Source organism: Sphingobacterium sp. SGL-16, assembly GCF_011043515.1.
GTDB lineage: Bacteria > Bacteroidota > Bacteroidia > Sphingobacteriales > Sphingobacteriaceae > Sphingobacterium > Sphingobacterium litopenaei.
Map to the genome: position 1 here is coordinate 59,082 of NZ_JAAKGQ010000015.1, position 16,779 is coordinate 75,860.

Genomic DNA, 16,779 nt, shown 5'->3' on the forward strand with positions numbered 1-16,779 from the left:
AATTTTTTACGCTTCGCCTTTTGGGTGAAGATCCAAAGGATAAGGAAAATCTTTAGATACTGATTCAGCCTGTTGTTGCTGTTGGTTTTGTGCGGCAGCTTTTAACTGCGCTTCAAAACGTGCTAAATTATCTTGTAATGCACCTAATAAACGAGCTGCATGCTCAGGCGTCATAATGATTCTTGATTTTACTTTAGCTTTAGGCATTCCTGGCATTACTTGGATAAAATCCAATACAAATTCTGAAGAAGAATGGTTAATGATAGCCAAGTTAGAATAAATACCCTCAGCTACTTCTTCTGATAACTCGATACTTAATTCGTTATTTTGTGGAAGGTTTTGATTTTTTTCACTCATCTCTATACTATTTAATCTTTATTTATTTCGTAAAACTTCTAAAATCTTGACCATCTTCGATTGTCAATAATGTTTCATAGATCAAGCGGATAACATTATCCACGTCTTCTTTGTGCACCATCTCAACCGTTGTGTGCATATAACGCAAAGGTAAGGAAATCAATGCAGAAGGCACACCACCATTGGAGTATGCAAATGCATCGGTATCGGTACCTGTAAATCTTGAAGAAGCTTGTCTTTGGAATGGAATATCATTTTTCTGTGCAACTTCAATCAATTGTCTGTTCAAATTAATCTGAACTGCAGGAGCATATGATACTACAGGACCTTTACCACAAGCCAAATCTCCTTGCGTAATTTTGTTGATCATTGGTGTCTGCGTATCGTGTGTTACATCTGTCACGATAGCCACGTTCGGTTTGATCCAATCTGCAATCATTTCAGCACCACGAAGACCGATTTCTTCTTGTACTGAATTTACAATGTATAGACCGAAAGGTAGATTTTTTTTATTTTCTTTCAACAAACGCGCTACCTCAGCAATCATAAAACCACCTGCACGGTTGTCCAATGCACGACCTACATAGTAGCGGTCATTCAAAATCATGAACTCATCTTCGTAAGTCACGACTGACCCCACATGAATTCCTAAAGCTTCTACTTCTTCTTTGCTAGTACAACCACAGTCCAAGAAAATGTTTTTCAATGATGGTGATTCTTCTTTTTCTCCTGAACGCGTATGAATAGCTGGCCATCCGAAAACCGCTTTCACGGCACCATTATCTGTGTGAATATTAACACGCTTAGAAGGTGCAATCTGATGATCAGAACCACCATTGCGAATGACATAGATAAGTCCATCTTTTGTAATGTAATTCACAAACCAAGAAATCTCATCAGCATGCGCTTCGATTACCATTTTATATTTAGCATCGGGGTTGATAATACCTACTGCAGTACCATAATTATCGATATAGGTCTCATCTACATAAGGTTTCAAATAATCTAACCACAAACGCTGTCCTTCCCATTCAAATCCTGTTGGCGAAGGATTATTTATATATTTTTCAAAGAATTTTACAGATTCTTCTGTTACGACAGTTTGATGTTTTACCTCTTTACTACTCTTCTTTGCCATGCCTTATTTTGTTTGCACACAAAATAAAAAATAATTATTCGATTCCAAAAAATAATCATATTCTTATTGACGGTAGCATATAAACAATTTTTAGTTTTATATTTACAGCTTCTAAATAATCATATATGGATTTTATTTATAATGTTATTCACTGGTCAGGTGCTGAAAATATTTTTAGTATAGGTTCTTTTGGAATTCGCTATTACTCCATGTGCTGGTTGCTTGCTTTTGTGGTTTCTTACATCTTAATGTTGGAAATATTTAAGCGTGAAACCTTAGCATTAGCGACTTTCAAAGCAGGAAAACCGCAAGATTTATTGGATAAATTGACCATATATATTTTCTTAGGCACCATTTTAGGTGCACGAATAGGACACTGCTTGTTCTACGAATTTGATTATTATAGTCAAAATCCATTAGAAATGATTTTGCCATTTAGCAAACGTTCGGGTAGCTGGGAGTTCACGGGATTTGCTGGATTAGCTTCTCATGGAGGAGCTATAGGAATTTTGACAGCCTTGATTTTATTTTCGCGAAAAACAAAGATCAACTTCATGTGGCTTGCAGACAGATTAGTATTAGTTGTTCCTATCGCAGGCGCTTTTATACGTATCGGAAATTTCTTTAATTCTGAAATTATTGGAAAGGAAGCCGATCCAAATCTTCCTTGGGCGGTGGTATTTACGAAAGAAGACAATCTTCCTCGTCATCCAGGTCAATTGTATGAAGCAGTAGCATATATCATTCTGTTCTTTGTATTGTGGGCCTTTTATAAGAAAAATTCGAATCCAAAACCAGGTTTACTGTTTGGCATATTTTTAGTCTGTCTTTTCAGTATAAGGTTCTTTGTTGAATTTTATAAAGAAAATCAAGAAGCCTTCGAGAATAATATGTTTATCAATATGGGGCAATTGCTGAGCATACCATTTATTCTGGCAGGATTATTTTTAATTTTTAGACCCACAACCAAAAAAGCATAAAAAATATTACACTATACCAAGCCTCTTAAAAATTTTCAAGAGGCTTTTTTAATTCCTTATGAAAACAAATAAAAAACTTATTCTGCTGATCCTCGGATTATTATCTGCTATTGGTCCTTTTTCCATTGATATGTATCTACCAGCTTTCGATACGATAGCACAAGATTTTGATACAAATATTGAAAAAGTACAATTATCGCTTACCTCATTTTTTGTTGGTATTGCAATTGGACAAATGATTTATGGTCCACTACTCGATAGATATGGTCGCAAAAAACCATTAATCATAGGATTGTGCATCTATGTTATTACTTCTATTTTATGTGTTTTGACACGCAATGTAGAAAGTTTGATAGTATTGCGCTTTATTCAAGCTTTAGGCAGTTGTGCTGGCATGGTAGCCTCTCGAGCGATGGTTCAAGATTATTATCAGGGAAAAGAAGCCGCTCGCGTATTTAGTTTGTTGATGCTTGTCATTGCCATCTCCCCTATTTTGGCTCCTTCTGCAGGCGCATTTCTATTGGATCATTTTGATTGGCATTATATTTTTATTGCACTATTTAGTATTGGATTATTGATATTGATATTGACAATTTTTGTGTTACCAGAAAGTTATGCGGGAAATAAGAACTTCTCACTAGCTCCTAAAGCAATCATAACACAATATTTCCAGGTATTTATCAATCGTACCTTTATTTTTTATTGTTTAATTGCTTCGACGGCATCTGCAGGACTTTACGCCTATCTCGCTGGTTCTTCGTTTGTTTTGCAAGAATTATTTGGTTTGAGTAAGAAAGAATATGGTCTTGCCTTCGCCTTTGTAGCCTCAGCTTTAATATTATCTACGCAATTGAATAGATTCTTTCTGAAGCGTTGGTCTATGCAACAAATCTGCATTATTGCAAATTATTGTCAAGTGGCTGTTGGATTGACCATGCTAATTTGTTTATGGACCGACAATATTACCTTGCCATCAATTCTAGCATTAACTTTCGGATACTTAATGTGTCAAGGATTTATTTTTCCGAACGCTTCCGCAATGGCAATGGCCCCATTCAAAGTAAGTGCAGGTAGTGCATCTGCTTTATTAGGATTTTTGCAAATGGGTTTAGGCGCATTGAGTTCGGGCTTAGTAAGTTTACTACATAATAATACCCCTCAGCCTATGTTATCCGCAATGGGTATCTGTGCTGTATTATCATTGCTATTGCATCTTGCAAAAAGAAATTTGAAAGAACATAAAAAAGAGGCTTTATAAAAAAGCCTCTTCACCTATATTAAACTCTCGATTCCTAATCGATAGCTGTCTAACCCAAAACCTAAAATCACACCTTTACAATTTTTGGATAAATAGGAATGATGGCGAAATGCTTCACGTTGATGTACATTGGAAATATGAACTTCCACAACAGGAGTTTTTATTGCAGCAATAGCATCACCAATAGCCACGGAAGTATGCGTATAAGCTCCTGCATTCAGTACGACGCCGTCATATTCAAAACCAACTTCGTGCAATTTATCGATAATAGCTCCTTCAGAATTACTTTGAAAATACGATAAATCTACATCGGCAAAACGCGCTTTCAGCGATTTGAAGTATTCTTCAAAGGACTGATCACCATATATACTTTTCTCACGAACACCTAACAAATTCAAATTAGGTCCATTTAATACCAATATCTTCTTCATATTATAGATTAATGAATAAATATAGATATTCAATTTTTAAATATCACCATAAAAATTACGGAAACTAGAACGTAAACCAAAATTAATCACTCCGGATTTTTGTGTTTCCATACCCTCAATTTTTCTAAAACGCTGTGTATAGCCTAATTCTAAACGTAAGTTGTATTTAGGATTCAGCACGTAAGAAGCTCGCATATCCGCGTAATACAAGTTGTTTTTTACCCCCTGTCCAATTTTGTTTCCGTACTTATTTGGTAGATTGTTGTAAGATTGAAAAATATCACCTCCCATATTGGTTTCGGGGTTAGGATCTGTTCCAAAATTGCTGATCAATCCTTTTCCCGAAAACTCAAATCGATTCCAAGAATAATGGGCAGTACCTAAAAACTCTCTGAAATTTGCTCCTCGCGGATGCGCTAATGGTTCACCATTATTACTGTAATTAGATATTGAAGTAAAGTGTTGATACGTATAAGGTCTTGCTAAGTTGTACTCCGCTAAGAAATGAAGATTACGAACGCCAAATAAATCAAATCCTCTTACACCCATTTGTGCCCCCCATTTATTATGGGCATACCCATTATTTGCAAAAAACTCTTTGGCGGTAAACTCTCCCAACAAAAATTGCCCATAAGCTGTGATATTGTTCAACACCTTGTATTTTGCATTTAATCCTAAAAACATTTTGTCAGGAGAGGTACGGTTGTTATTTTCTACCGGACGATATATTACACCTGGATTCAAATAGTTGAAATCAAATCCTCTAAAGCCTGCCTGATTACGATTGGACCAGACTACAGATTGAAAAAAACCAACAGATAATCGGTCTGTTGCATTATAATCTATATATTGAAATGCGCCGTACTTAATTCCATCGCCGAATCGACCACCCGAATCTAAGGAATCTCTACGTGGATTTGCGGGGTCATTCATATATGCCCATACCGAAGTATATTGTACATTACCAATTTCACCCGTAAATTTTAATTGCGTGTAATTTGAAGAAAAATCAGATAATAACATTGAACGATAACCGTCACCAATATGGTTTTTGTCAAAAGCTGCTGTAAGTTGGAAGTAAGGACTGAAATCGTAAGTCAAACTTGCTGTGGCGTACATCCAATCCTTGGTCTTTTTATTAAATGGCTTTTTAACCGATGATTGTCCGGGAACAACACCTGTTTCAGCAATATGCTCATCAAGATATTCTGCGAACACCGCTTGGTTTTCGAAAACAGCCGTGTGAAATGTAAACTTATCTTTAATAGTCAATCCAGCTTGTATAGCGCGTGTATTAGTCCACATTGTACGTTTGTCACTGTCTATTAGCTCCGAACCAATTTGAAAGTCGGGCAGAAAATCTAGATAAAAAGTATGATCCTCTTTCTGTACATCTACAAGGTGTTCATTAAAAAGTTTGCGCATCACCCAATTGTTGGAAGAAGTAGGATTAGCATACTCTAATGAATCCTTACGGTTCAATAATTCATTCTTAAACAAGAATGGTTTGGATGATGTATGATACCTTGAATTGGTATTGTACAATATATTATTGTATTTCTGATATTGATCAAATGAATAGGTTTGATTAACAACCTGAGCATTGATTATCAGCGAATTACAAACAAAAACCGATAATATAAAAAGTCTAAAAATAATATTTTCTGCAGTTATTCTCATAAGAAATATTGTAACATTTACAATAAAATACAATAATTATAAATTCAATAATGTATTTTAAAAGAAATTTTTATACTTGAAAGCTAAATTCATGCCAATTTTCGTATATTATATAAAAAACACTATATTAGCATAGCTAAAACGTTTTATACGATTTAAAACTGATAACCATATAAACATGAATAGAAAAACTTTTTTACAACAAAGTGCATTGCTGGGTGCAGGCATGATGGCAAGCAAATTTTCATTTGCCGAATTCAACTCAAATTTTCCTGAAGTACGCGTACCTGTTTCTAAAAGACATTTTCAAAGTAACACTATAGAAGAAGCTATTAAAGAGTTTCAAAAAAACGTCCAAAACAAAGAATTAGGCTGGTTATTCAACAATTGTTTTCCCAACACATTGGATACAACGATTTATGATGAGTCTACACCTTCGGAGAAATTAACGTATGTAATCACAGGCGATATCGATGCGATGTGGCTCCGAGACAGCAGTGCTCAAGTATATCCTTATTTGCAATTCATGCACAAGGATAAAAAACTGAAAGACCTCATATTGGGTTTAATCAATAAGCAATCAAAATGTATCAACATAGACCCTTATGCCAACGCCTTTTACAATGACCCGACCAAAGAAGGTGAATGGTTTAGCGACCATACGGATATGAAAGCGGGGATACATGAGCGCAAATGGGAAATTGACTCTTTGTGTTATCCTATTCGCTTAGCTCATGCGTACTGGAAAGAAACTAATGATACTACACCATTCAACGATGAATGGGTAAAAGCACAAGAAAACACGTACAAAACTTTTGTAGAACAACAACGTAAGGAAAATCTTGGTCCTTACAATTTTATGCGTACTACGCCTAGAGGTACCGACACTTTGCAAGTAGATGGCTGGGGCTATCCTGTCAATCCTGTTGGATTGATTTGCTCGAGTTTTAGACCTTCGGACGATTGTTCTATTTTCTTATTCTTGATTCCTTCGAATTTATTCGCTGTAGTCAGTTTAAGACAATCTGCAGAAATTCTTAGAAAAGTTAAAAACAATACAGTATTAGCTGCGAAAATGGAAGCTTTAGCCGATGAAGTGCAAAAAGCCGTAAATGAATACGGAATTGTTGATCATCCGAAATTTGGGAAAATCTACGCTTACGAAGTTGATGGATTCGGTAGTGCATTGATGATGGATGATGCGAATGTACCATCTTTATTATCCCTACCTTATTTAGGAGCAGTTAGTGCCAATGATGAAACCTATCAGCGTACACGAAAATTTATTCTTTCGGAAAGCAATCCCTTCTTCTTTAAAGGGAAAGCTGGAGAAGGAATTGGTGGTCCACACATTGGACGTGATATGATTTGGCCTATGGCAATTACCATGCGTGCCTTAACTGCTACAAACGACAATGAAATCCAGGATTGCATAAAAATGCTAGCATCTACACATGGAGATACGGGATTTATGCACGAAACATTCCACAAAGATGATCCTAAAAAATTCACCCGCCATTGGTTCGCTTGGGCAAATACGTTATTTGGAGAATTATTATGGAAAATTTATAAAGAAAAGCCATCTTTGTTGAAGTTTTAAATGGATTATTCTTATAAGTAAACAATAAAAAGACTTAGGAATAATCCTAAGTCTTTTGTTTTATATGAGTACACAAGGACCTATCGGTGTTTTTGATTCAGGCTACGGCGGATTAACCGTTTTCAAAGAGATACACGAAAAATTACCCCAATACGATTACATCTATCTTGGAGATAATGCACGTGTACCCTACGGCACCCGTTCTTTCGAAACGGTGTATGAATTCACCAAAGAATGCGTATTCAAGTTATTTGATTTGGGATGCAACTTGGTGATTTTAGCTTGTAATACCGCTTCTGCAAAGGCGCTACGCAGTATTCAGCAAAACGATCTTCCTGAAGGCAAAAAAGTTTTGGGTGTAATTCGTCCAACCACCGAGTCTATTCATCAATACACGAAAACAAATTCTATAGGTATTTTAGCAACACAAGGAACAGTTTTATCACAATCTTATTTGATTGAGATTGAAAAATTTAATCCCGAAATCAATGTTTATCAACATGCATGTCCATTTTGGGTTCCTCTAGTAGAGAATAATGAAATCAATAGTGAGGGGGCACATTATTTTATTCAAAAAGATATTAATGAGCTTTTGAGTCAATCTCCAGATATCGATACTATTGTATTAGCCTGTACGCACTATCCTATTCTTTATCCGATTATTCGAAAATATACACCTGATCATATTCAGATTTTAGCACAAGGCGAATTGGTAGCTGAAAGTTTAGCTGACTATTTAATTCGTCATCCAGAAGTAGAAGAAAAATGCAGTAAGGAAGGTAAATTAGCTTTTTATACTACAGACGATGCAAAAGACTTTTCTGAGAAGGCCTTTATCTTTTTTGGAAAAAATATAGAAGCAAAAAGTATTAAGGTTAACGTATGTTCCTAATTAGACGAAGCCTTAGAATCCAACTAAAATACTATTGTCAGGTTGCTGCAAAAACTTTTGTTAAGCAAAAAATGTCGCCTTAGTGAGTTGCCAAATGCAGGAATGTCGAAACTTGAGTCAACTCGGTACAGCGACGAGTTTTTGATTACTTTTTGCAGAAAAAAATAATTGCCCGCCCGGCATGAGGGCTTAAGAAATATATTAATTAACTAGAATTGACATTAAAGTTAATAAACAATAAAAGGTCTCTTTTGAGACCTTTTATCTTATCTATTCTGCAAAGCTATTGCATAAAGTTTCATTTGCTTGACCATTGCCAAAAGACCATTCGCACGCGTGGGTGATAAATGCTCTTTCAAACCGATTTGATCGATGAAATATAAATCGGCTTCTGCAATTTCTTTAGCTGTGTGACCTGATAATACTTTCACCATTAAGCTTACTAAACCTTTAGTAATTACTGCATCTGAATCCGCCTTAAAAATTACTTTTCCATCTACTATTTCAGGATACAACCATACTTTAGATTGACAACCTTTGATAATAAATTGATCGGTTTTATATTGTTCATCAATCAAAGGAACTTCTTTACCCAATTGGATGATGTATTCGTATTTTTCCATCCAATCCCCATAAAACGCAAAATCTTCGATTAATTCGTCTTGTATTTCGTTTATTGTCATTTTTACACCAACATATTTAATGCACGAGTCAAGCCCGCTATAAAAGTATCTATATCTTCTTTGGTATTATATACTGCCAGACTAGCACGTACCGTTCCTGGAATACAGAATTGATCCATAACTGGTTGTGCACAGTGATGTCCTGTACGAACAGCAATACCCAATTTATCCAAAATCACCCCGATATCATACGGATGTACGCCATCTACCACAAATGAAAGCACAGAAGATTTCTTAGCGGCCTCACCTATAATTTTTACGCCCGGAATTTCTTTTATTTTAGTAGTTGCATATTCTAATAACTCGTCTTCGTAAGCCTTAATATTATCAATACCCAACTCATTGATATAATCAATTGCAGCTGCTAAACAGATACCAGCCTCAATATTTGGAGTACCTGCTTCGAATTTAAATGGCAACTCATTGTAAGTCGTCTTTTCGAAAGTCACGTCTTTGATCATGTCCCCTCCACCTTGATAAGGAGGCATTGCATTCAACAGGTCTTTCTTGCCATAAAGTACACCAACACCGGTTGGTGCATACATCTTGTGACCCGAAAAAGCTAAAAAGTCTACATCCAATTCTTGCACATCAATCTTGATATGCTGAATTGCCTGCGCAGCATCCACCAAAACAGGAACATTTTTAGCATGCGCTAAATCAATGATTTCTTTGATTGGATTGATCGTTCCCAACGAGTTTGAAACATACGTTACAGAAACCAATTTAGTTTTTTCTGAAAGTAAATTCTTATAAGCTTCCAAATCCAACTCTCCTTTTTCATTCATTGAAATGACACGAAGGACAGCTCCTTTTTCTTCACACAACATTTGCCAAGGCACAATGTTCGAATGATGTTCCATCGCTGAAATAATGATCTCATCACCTTCGTGAACGAAAGCTTTACCATAACAAGAAGCTACTAAATTGATACTATCGGTAGTTCCTTTGGTGATAATAACTTCAAAATCTTCTTTCGCATTAATGAATTCCTGCACTTTGCGACGAGTCACCTCGAAAGCATCGGTAGAAATCTGACTTAAATAATGCACACCACGATGTACATTCGAATTCATATCGCTATAGTAATTCGTAATGGCATCAATGACTGCTTTTGGCTTTTGCGTCGTCGCACCGTTATCCAAGTAAACCAAAGGCTTACCATTTACCTCTCTTTTTAAGATTGGGAAATCGGCACGTACTTTATGTATATCGAATTTTTCCAATTTATGTTCCAAATTTTCGATACAAAGGTAATACATCTATCCCCAAAACGAGAGTTTTTAATGTATTCTTTTGGTAAAAGATGAACTTCAGATGATGTTTGCAGGTTATATTTATAAAATACATTTTATTTATTTTTAACAATACAAATTTTAATTTTATAGCTACCTTTGTATCAATATGCAAGAATTACCATTAAATATTCCAGAAGGATCTAGGAAAGAAGTAATGACTTATTTGGAGCCTTATATGCTCAACGAAATGAGTGAATACTTAAAGCCTGTAGAAGAAATGTGGCAACCTGCTGACTTTCTTCCAGATTCATCTAGAAGCACTTTTTTCGAAGAAGTTCGTGATTTACAAGAAAGTGCAAAAGAACTTCCTTATGACTTAGTAGCCGTACTTATTGGTGATACAATTACCGAAGAAGCGCTTCCAACCTACGAATCTTGGTTGACTATGGTCGAGGATGTCAATAAAAATGAACAAGGTGGATGGATGAAGTGGGTACGCGCTTGGACTGCGGAAGAAAATAGACACGGAGACTTATTAAACAAATATTTATACCTATCGGGTAGAATCAATATGCGTGAATTCGAAATGAGTACACAGCATTTGATCGCTGATGGTTTTGATATCGGTACAGGAGCGGATCCATACCGTAACTTTATCTACACATCTTTCCAAGAATTGGCTACCAATGTATCCCATAGACGTGTTGCTGGTATTTCTAAGAAAAGTGGAGATAAATTATTAGCTAAAATGTGTGGTGTGATTGCGGCGGATGAGGCTCGTCACGCTAAAGCATATATGTCTTTTATTTCAAAAGCTTTTGAAGTAGATCAAAGCGAAGTAATGTTAGCTTTTGAGGACATGATGCGTAAGAAAATTGTGATGCCTGCTCACTTCTTGAGAGAATCAGGTGAACCTCAAGGTGGTGCTTTTGCACATTTCTCGGATGCAGCGCAACGTATGAATGTATATACAGCTTTAGACTATGTAGATATCTTGAAAGAATTACTTACCGAATGGAAAGTTGATCAAATCTCAGGATTGAACGAACAAGGTGAAAAAGCCCGTGACTATTTAATGCGACTACCAGATCGTCTTATTCGTCTAGCGGATAGAATAAAGGTTCCAGAATTGGAATACAAATTCAAATGGATTTACGGATAAGTACGTCAAAATATTAAAACGCTCTAAGATTAGAGCGTTTCTTGTTTTCTAATGATACTATTTTGAAGCGCTATATTCTCGCATATACTCCACAACAAATAGTTCTTTAAACTGTTTAACTATTAGGAATTTGACACGTTTTATCTAGAATGTGTATAAATTACACTAAGACAAAATTGTATAAGCAACCAAAAATAGCCTTACAGCGCTATTTCCCTGCATTTTAGACAATTTTATGATGAAACTATTAATAAATTAATATGGAAATATCTTATTTTTTTAAGATATTTGCATTTCAATTTTCACAGAAAAATAAACAAACTAGCGATATGTTATTAAATCGTTCTGAACGTTCTTTCCCTCGTATTATCATTATTGGTGGTGGATTCGGAGGTGTCGAAGTAGCAAGAAAATTAAAAGATAAAGAAGTAGAGGTTTTACTAATCGATCGTAACAACTTCCACACTTTCCAACCTCTTATGTACCAAGTAGCTACAGGTACGCTTGCTGCTGACTCGATCTCATTCCCTATCCGTAAGATGTTTAAAAACCAACACAATTTTAAATTTCGTCTTGCGGATGTTTTGAGCATTGATAAAGATAAGAAAGAAGTTCACACCTCTGTAGGAACCTATGATTACGACTACCTAGTAATCGCTTCAGGAGCTACTAGCAACTTCTTCGGCAACAAAGAAGTAGAGAAAAACTCTCTTCCTATGAAAAGCATTCAAGAAGCTTTGAACATCAGAAGTTATGTGTTACAAAATCTTGAAAAAGCGGTATTGCTAAAAAATGCATCAGACCGTGCTCCATACATGAATTTCGTGATTGTAGGTGGTGGACCTACAGGTGTTGAATTATCAGGCGCTATTGCGGAGATTCAATTACACGTATTGAAAAAAGACTACCCTGAACTATCAGTAAATGAAATGAAAGTTTACTTGGTTGAGGGTACAGGAAAAATATTAGGTGCTCTTTCAGAAAAATCATCTCGTGATTCGGAAAGATACTTAAAAGAATTAGGCGTAACCGTATTAACTAATACACAAGTAACAGGTTATGATGGAGACACGATTACTTTCAACAATGGTGAAAGTATCAAAACTAAAACTGTTATCTGGGGTGCGGGTGTAAAAGGTCAATTCCCTGGAGGTATTGATGCTTCTATCATCGAAAGAGGTAACCGTATCCGTACTAACGGTCAATGTCAAGTAGAAGGTATGGATGGTGTGTATGCTATTGGTGACGTGGCCGCAATGATCACAGAAGAAACTCCAAGAGGTCTTCCAGGTGTAGCGCCAGCAGCGCAACAACAAGGAACTTACGTAGCTAAACATATCAGCAATATCTTAGCTGACAAACCCAATACAGAGAACTTTAAATATTTTGACAAAGGTTCGATGGCGACTATCGGTCGTAACCGCGCTGTGGTGGATTTAGGTAAACTACACATGAACGGTTTCATCGCTTGGTTGACTTGGATGTTTGTTCACTTGATGTCTATCTTTGGTTTCCGTAATAAAATGGTAACTTTTGTAAACTGGTCTATTAAGTTCTTAACGAAAAACTCAGGTGTTCGTTTGATCGTAGACAAATACGAAAGACCTGCAGACAAAGAGCAGCCTCAAGCATAATTTGATCCTATATTAAATCAAACAATAAGTACAAATGTCGGTAATGAAAATTGCCGACATTTTTTTATTTAGTACTTTTGATAATAAAATTTTACTGACTATGGATAATAAGACGATAGCACGCGCATTCAAACTTTGTGGACAACTGATGGAATTATTTAACGAGAATCCATTTCGGACAAAGGCAATGGCAAGTGCCTCGTTCAAAATAGATAAACTCCCCTTCTCTGCGGCGAATGCTACTTTGGAAGAATTAAGTGCACAGCAAGGAATCGGAAAAAGTACAGCAGAAAGAATTAAGCAGGTCATCACCACCGGCTCATTTCCTGAATTGGATGATCTTATCGCCAAAACACCTGCAGGTATTTTGGAAATGCTAAAGATTAAAGGTTTAGGACCTAAAAAAATCCAAATCATCTGGAATGATTTAGAAATTGAATCTGTGGGGGAATTGTATTACGCCTGCAATGAAAACCGATTAATCGAAGCCAAAGGTTTTGGTCTAAAAACGCAAGAAGACATCAAAAAATCCATTGAATTTGCAATGGATAATCAAGGTTGGTTTTTATATGCAAAAGTTCTTCCTTTCGCCGAAAAAACTTTCGATTCCTTACAACAGAATTTAGGTACACAAAAGTTAAGTTTTACTGGAGAATTTCGTCGTAAATGTGAGGTGCTTCAACAAGTAGAATTAATCACAGAGGCTTCTTTAACAAGCTTAGAGCAAGCTATTGTCAACCTTAAATACGAATCTCAAATTGAAGTTTCGGACAATAAGATTTCATTCGCGGATGAAAATGCCTGCCCTTTCGTGGTGTATTCAGCACCCGAAAATTATGCACAGCAATTGATTTTAACAACAGGTTCTACAAAACACATAGAACTACTAAAAGAAATCTATGCTGAAATTCCACAAGGAACAGACGAAAAGGAAATTTATAACCAACTTGGTCTAGCTTATATCGAGCCTGAGCTTCGAGAAGGTCTGGATGAAGTGGAATTAGCAAAATCAAATGCTTTACCTTCACTTGTTACATTTGAAGATCTCAAAGGAACTTTACACAATCACTCGACCTATTCGGACGGTGTGCATTCTTTAGCAGAGATGGCACGCTATTGTAAAGAAGAGTTGGGTTTAGAATATTTAGGTATTTGTGACCACTCCAAGACGGCAGTGTATGCCAATGGTTTAACAGTTGAACGTTTGGAACAACAATGGGCTGAAGTAGATGCACTTAATCAGCAAATGGCACCCTTCAAAATCTTTAAAGGCATAGAGTCCGATATCCTATCGGATGGATCATTGGATTATCCAGATGAAATATTAGCAAAATTTGATTTCGTTGTAGCTTCGGTGCACAGCAATTTGAAAATGGATGAAGCAAAAGCAACAGCACGTTTGATAAAAGCGATTGAAAATCCTTATACAACTATATTAGGACACCCTACCGGAAGACTATTGATGTCGAGAGCAGGTTATCCTTTGGATTTCAAAAAAATTATTGATGCCTGCGCAGCAAATAAAGTCGTAATCGAAATAAATGCGAATCCTTTACGTTTAGATTTGGATTGGAGATGGCATCGTTACGCTTTAGAAAAAGGCGTATTGCTGTCGATCAACCCCGATGCCCACCGTACTGAAGGACTCCTAGATATGCACTATGGTGTATTCGTGGGACGAAAAGGAGGCTTATCGGCAGAAAAATGTTTAAATGCTTTCTCTTTAGAACAAATCACAGCTTATTTTAACAGCAAAAAATAACACACTAAAAAATCCATTATGAAAGCTTATATCTCACGTAATATTCCTTCAGATGCCATTGATGTTTTAAAACAATATGGTTTTGAAGTCACCGTCAATACTGAAAATAAAAAACTTACTCAGCAGGAGCTAATTGAAGCATGTCAACATGCGGATGTACTATTGAATGTTGGACATGCCGATTTAGATAAGCACTTTTTGGAATCTTGTAAGCATCTAAAAGGTATTGCATTGGCAAGCGTAGGATATGATCATGTAGATGTAGAAACCGCTACAGCATTGGGAATTCCTGTTTCCAACACACCAGATGTATTGAGCGGAGCAACAGCGGATGTGGCATTTTTATTGATGTTGGCTGTATCCCGAAAAGCTTTTTATCGTGCAAACGAAGTCCGCGAAGGCAAGTGGAAAGATTTTGAATTTATGCAAGATTTAGGAATTGAGCTAAATGGAAAAACATTAGGAATCTATGGTTTGGGTAGAATTGGATTGGAATTAGCGAAGAAAGCCAAAGCGGCTTACAATATGAATATTATCTATTACAACCGCAGCAGAAATCCTCAAGCAGAAGAATTGGTAGAAGCTAAATATGTGAATTTCGATGAGTTGTTGACTCAATCCGATGTGATTTCTGCACATACCAATCTTTCTTTGGAAACCCAATATCGTTTTAATAAGGATGCGTTTAAACGCATGAAGAAATCGGCTATTTTTATCAATACCGCTCGCGGAAAAGTTCATCACGAACAGGATTTATTAGAAGCCTTGCAACAAGGAGAAATTTGGGGTGCTGGACTAGATGTCACTGATCCTGAACCGATGTCTCCGAACAATCCATTATTGCAATTGCCCAATGTTTGTGTATTACCACATATTGGCTCTGCAACCGTAGAAACGCGTACGCAAATGGCTATAATGGCAGCGAATAATCTGATTGCTGTAAAATACAGTAATCCAATGATGCAGATTGTGAATAAAGAAGTATATTCATAATATTAGCTTAGCACATTTGCTCGAGACAATAGTGTTACAATCCTAATACAACACGTTTTTTCGACGTAAGGAGAAATCTCTTAATTAGATTTAGATTTCTCACTACATATTTCGTTCGAAAAGACGTTATAAAATAAGATGAAAGCTTAAAAACATACCAAAATAAACTTAACATAAACCTATGAGGAAAACCATTTACACCCTTGCATTACTTTCTATAGTCTGCTTCTTTAGTTGTTCTTCGGAAAATACAACTCCCAATACCTTAACAGAAAAAGAAAAATCTGAGGGATGGACGCTTTTATTCAACGGTCAAAATCTTGAAGGTTGGCATTTGTACAACAATAGAATTCCCAAATCAGCTTGGGTAGTTTCTAACGGAACAATTTACTGTGATTCTCAAAGTGATTTGGACAAAGCTGATTTAGTAACGGATAAAGAATTTGAAAACTATGAATTGAAATTTGAATGGCAACTGGAGAAAGAAGGGAATAGCGGCATATTTATCAATGTAAAAGAAGATACTGCTATTGCGCAAACTTATTTCTCAGGACCAGAATATCAATTGTTGGAGGATTCACATATGGATTTTGCTTTGCCCCTTAAAAAGCCAGGTTGTCTATATAATTTCATACCACAACTTAATTCTGCTCGTACTAAGATGCAAGGTGAATGGAATCAGTCAAGAATAGTACAAAATGACGGTAAAATAGAATTTTACCTAAATGGTCAACAAACAGCCAAAATGGATTTCAATAGCAACGAATGGAAAAAGCTAGTTTCTCAATCCAATTTCAAGGATTACCCACACTTTGGTAAACAAACCAAAGGACATCTTGCTTTACAAGATTGGTCTAGAGGTGTTTCGTTTAGAAATATTAAGATTCGCGAATTATAAAATTTGTTATCTCGTATTCTCCGCCTCTTATATCCTACTTTCTTAGGTAAATTGATTTGTATAAATAAAAGAA

Annotated in this window: 15 protein-coding genes; 9 read left to right on the forward strand and 6 right to left on the reverse strand. The window is 36.0% G+C overall.

Annotated elements, in window-relative coordinates; genetic code table 11:
- Positions 1-6: 6 nt before the first annotated feature.
- Positions 7-357 carry a DUF3467 domain-containing protein gene (locus tag G5B32_RS07300; protein ID WP_165290892.1) on the reverse strand — a complete coding sequence of 117 codons (351 nt, stop codon included), beginning with the start codon at positions 355-357 and terminating at the stop codon, positions 7-9.
- Between the two features lie 22 nt (positions 358-379).
- Positions 380-1,495 (reverse strand): M42 family metallopeptidase, encoded by a 1,116-nt coding sequence (locus G5B32_RS07305; protein WP_165290893.1) that lies wholly within the window; start codon positions 1,493-1,495, stop codon positions 380-382.
- 125 nt (positions 1,496-1,620) lie between these two features.
- On the opposite strand from G5B32_RS07305, the gene lgt reads away from it, so the two are divergent.
- Both lgt and G5B32_RS07315 read left to right on the forward strand, forming a co-directional pair.
- Complete coding sequence (lgt, locus tag G5B32_RS07310; RefSeq protein ID WP_165290894.1) at positions 1,621-2,475, forward strand: prolipoprotein diacylglyceryl transferase; 855 nt, start codon at positions 1,621-1,623, stop codon at positions 2,473-2,475.
- Positions 2,476-2,533: 58 nt separating this feature from the next.
- A complete protein-coding gene (locus G5B32_RS07315; RefSeq protein ID WP_165290895.1) occupies positions 2,534-3,733 on the forward strand; it encodes a multidrug effflux MFS transporter in 1,200 nt (399 codons plus the stop codon).
- Positions 3,734-3,747: 14 nt separating this feature from the next.
- On the opposite strand, the gene aroQ is transcribed toward G5B32_RS07315, so the two are convergent.
- Both aroQ and G5B32_RS07325 read right to left on the reverse strand, forming a co-directional pair.
- Complete coding sequence (aroQ, locus tag G5B32_RS07320) at positions 3,748-4,164, reverse strand: type II 3-dehydroquinate dehydratase (protein ID WP_165290896.1); 417 nt, start codon at positions 4,162-4,164, stop codon at positions 3,748-3,750.
- A 36-nt stretch (positions 4,165-4,200) separates the two neighbouring features.
- On the reverse strand, positions 4,201-5,844 hold the full coding sequence (locus G5B32_RS07325; RefSeq protein WP_165290897.1) for a capsule assembly Wzi family protein: 1,644 nt from the start codon (positions 5,842-5,844) through the stop codon (positions 4,201-4,203).
- Positions 5,845-6,022: 178 nt separating this feature from the next.
- Here G5B32_RS07325 and G5B32_RS07330 point away from each other — a divergent pair, with 178 nt between their 5' ends.
- Both G5B32_RS07330 and murI read left to right on the forward strand, forming a co-directional pair.
- The gene (locus tag G5B32_RS07330; protein WP_165290898.1) at positions 6,023-7,444 is read left to right on the forward strand and encodes a glycoside hydrolase family 125 protein; all 1,422 of its coding nucleotides are present in this window, start codon (positions 6,023-6,025) and stop codon (positions 7,442-7,444) included.
- 64 nt (positions 7,445-7,508) lie between these two features.
- Complete coding sequence (gene murI, locus G5B32_RS07335) at positions 7,509-8,336, forward strand: glutamate racemase (protein WP_165290899.1); 828 nt, start codon at positions 7,509-7,511, stop codon at positions 8,334-8,336.
- 266 nt (positions 8,337-8,602) lie between these two features.
- Here murI and G5B32_RS07340 read toward each other — a convergent pair whose 3' ends face one another.
- Both G5B32_RS07340 and G5B32_RS07345 read right to left on the reverse strand, forming a co-directional pair.
- Positions 8,603-9,019, reverse strand: coding sequence for a SufE family protein (locus G5B32_RS07340; RefSeq protein WP_165290900.1), 417 nt, complete (start codon positions 9,017-9,019; stop codon positions 8,603-8,605).
- A 2-nt stretch (positions 9,020-9,021) separates the two neighbouring features.
- Positions 9,022-10,281 (reverse strand): cysteine desulfurase, encoded by a 1,260-nt coding sequence (locus tag G5B32_RS07345; protein WP_206366825.1) that lies wholly within the window; start codon positions 10,279-10,281, stop codon positions 9,022-9,024.
- 142 nt (positions 10,282-10,423) lie between these two features.
- Between G5B32_RS07345 and G5B32_RS07350 the strand changes: the two genes are divergently transcribed.
- The 5 genes from G5B32_RS07350 to G5B32_RS07370 all read left to right on the forward strand — a co-directional run bounded on the left by G5B32_RS07350 (position 10,424) and on the right by G5B32_RS07370 (position 16,706).
- A complete protein-coding gene (locus G5B32_RS07350; RefSeq protein ID WP_165290901.1) occupies positions 10,424-11,419 on the forward strand; it encodes an acyl-ACP desaturase in 996 nt (331 codons plus the stop codon).
- 329 nt (positions 11,420-11,748) lie between these two features.
- A complete protein-coding gene (locus tag G5B32_RS07355; protein ID WP_165290902.1) occupies positions 11,749-13,053 on the forward strand; it encodes an NAD(P)/FAD-dependent oxidoreductase in 1,305 nt (434 codons plus the stop codon).
- Positions 13,054-13,153: 100 nt separating this feature from the next.
- Positions 13,154-14,815 carry a DNA polymerase/3'-5' exonuclease PolX gene (locus G5B32_RS07360; RefSeq protein ID WP_165290903.1) on the forward strand — a complete coding sequence of 554 codons (1,662 nt, stop codon included), beginning with the start codon at positions 13,154-13,156 and terminating at the stop codon, positions 14,813-14,815.
- An 18-nt stretch (positions 14,816-14,833) separates the two neighbouring features.
- A complete protein-coding gene (locus tag G5B32_RS07365; protein WP_165290904.1) occupies positions 14,834-15,808 on the forward strand; it encodes a 2-hydroxyacid dehydrogenase in 975 nt (324 codons plus the stop codon).
- Between the two features lie 181 nt (positions 15,809-15,989).
- Positions 15,990-16,706 carry a DUF1080 domain-containing protein gene (locus tag G5B32_RS07370; protein ID WP_165290905.1) on the forward strand — a complete coding sequence of 239 codons (717 nt, stop codon included), beginning with the start codon at positions 15,990-15,992 and terminating at the stop codon, positions 16,704-16,706.
- Positions 16,707-16,779 lie beyond the last annotated feature (73 nt).

Excerpts from the sequence above, each read along its gene's own strand:
- G5B32_RS07300 (WP_165290892.1), bottom strand. The coding sequence starts at position 357 with ATGAGTGAAAAAAATCAAAACCTTCCACAAAATAACGAATTAAGTATC.
- G5B32_RS07305 (WP_165290893.1), bottom strand. The coding sequence starts at position 1,495 with ATGGCAAAGAAGAGTAGTAAAGAGGTAAAACATCAAACTGTCGTAACA.
- lgt (WP_165290894.1), top strand. The coding sequence starts at position 1,621 with ATGGATTTTATTTATAATGTTATTCACTGGTCAGGTGCTGAAAATATT.
- G5B32_RS07315 (WP_165290895.1), top strand. The coding sequence starts at position 2,534 with ATGAAAACAAATAAAAAACTTATTCTGCTGATCCTCGGATTATTATCT.
- aroQ (WP_165290896.1), bottom strand. The coding sequence starts at position 4,164 with ATGAAGAAGATATTGGTATTAAATGGACCTAATTTGAATTTGTTAGGT.
- G5B32_RS07325 (WP_165290897.1), bottom strand. The coding sequence starts at position 5,844 with ATGAGAATAACTGCAGAAAATATTATTTTTAGACTTTTTATATTATCG.
- G5B32_RS07330 (WP_165290898.1), top strand. The coding sequence starts at position 6,023 with ATGAATAGAAAAACTTTTTTACAACAAAGTGCATTGCTGGGTGCAGGC.
- murI (WP_165290899.1), top strand. The coding sequence starts at position 7,509 with ATGAGTACACAAGGACCTATCGGTGTTTTTGATTCAGGCTACGGCGGA.
- G5B32_RS07340 (WP_165290900.1), bottom strand. The coding sequence starts at position 9,019 with ATGACAATAAACGAAATACAAGACGAATTAATCGAAGATTTTGCGTTT.
- G5B32_RS07345 (WP_206366825.1), bottom strand. The coding sequence starts at position 10,281 with ATGTATTACCTTTGTATCGAAAATTTGGAACATAAATTGGAAAAATTC.
- G5B32_RS07350 (WP_165290901.1), top strand. The coding sequence starts at position 10,424 with ATGCAAGAATTACCATTAAATATTCCAGAAGGATCTAGGAAAGAAGTA.
- G5B32_RS07355 (WP_165290902.1), top strand. The coding sequence starts at position 11,749 with ATGTTATTAAATCGTTCTGAACGTTCTTTCCCTCGTATTATCATTATT.
- G5B32_RS07360 (WP_165290903.1), top strand. The coding sequence starts at position 13,154 with ATGGATAATAAGACGATAGCACGCGCATTCAAACTTTGTGGACAACTG.
- G5B32_RS07365 (WP_165290904.1), top strand. The coding sequence starts at position 14,834 with ATGAAAGCTTATATCTCACGTAATATTCCTTCAGATGCCATTGATGTT.
- G5B32_RS07370 (WP_165290905.1), top strand. The coding sequence starts at position 15,990 with ATGAGGAAAACCATTTACACCCTTGCATTACTTTCTATAGTCTGCTTC.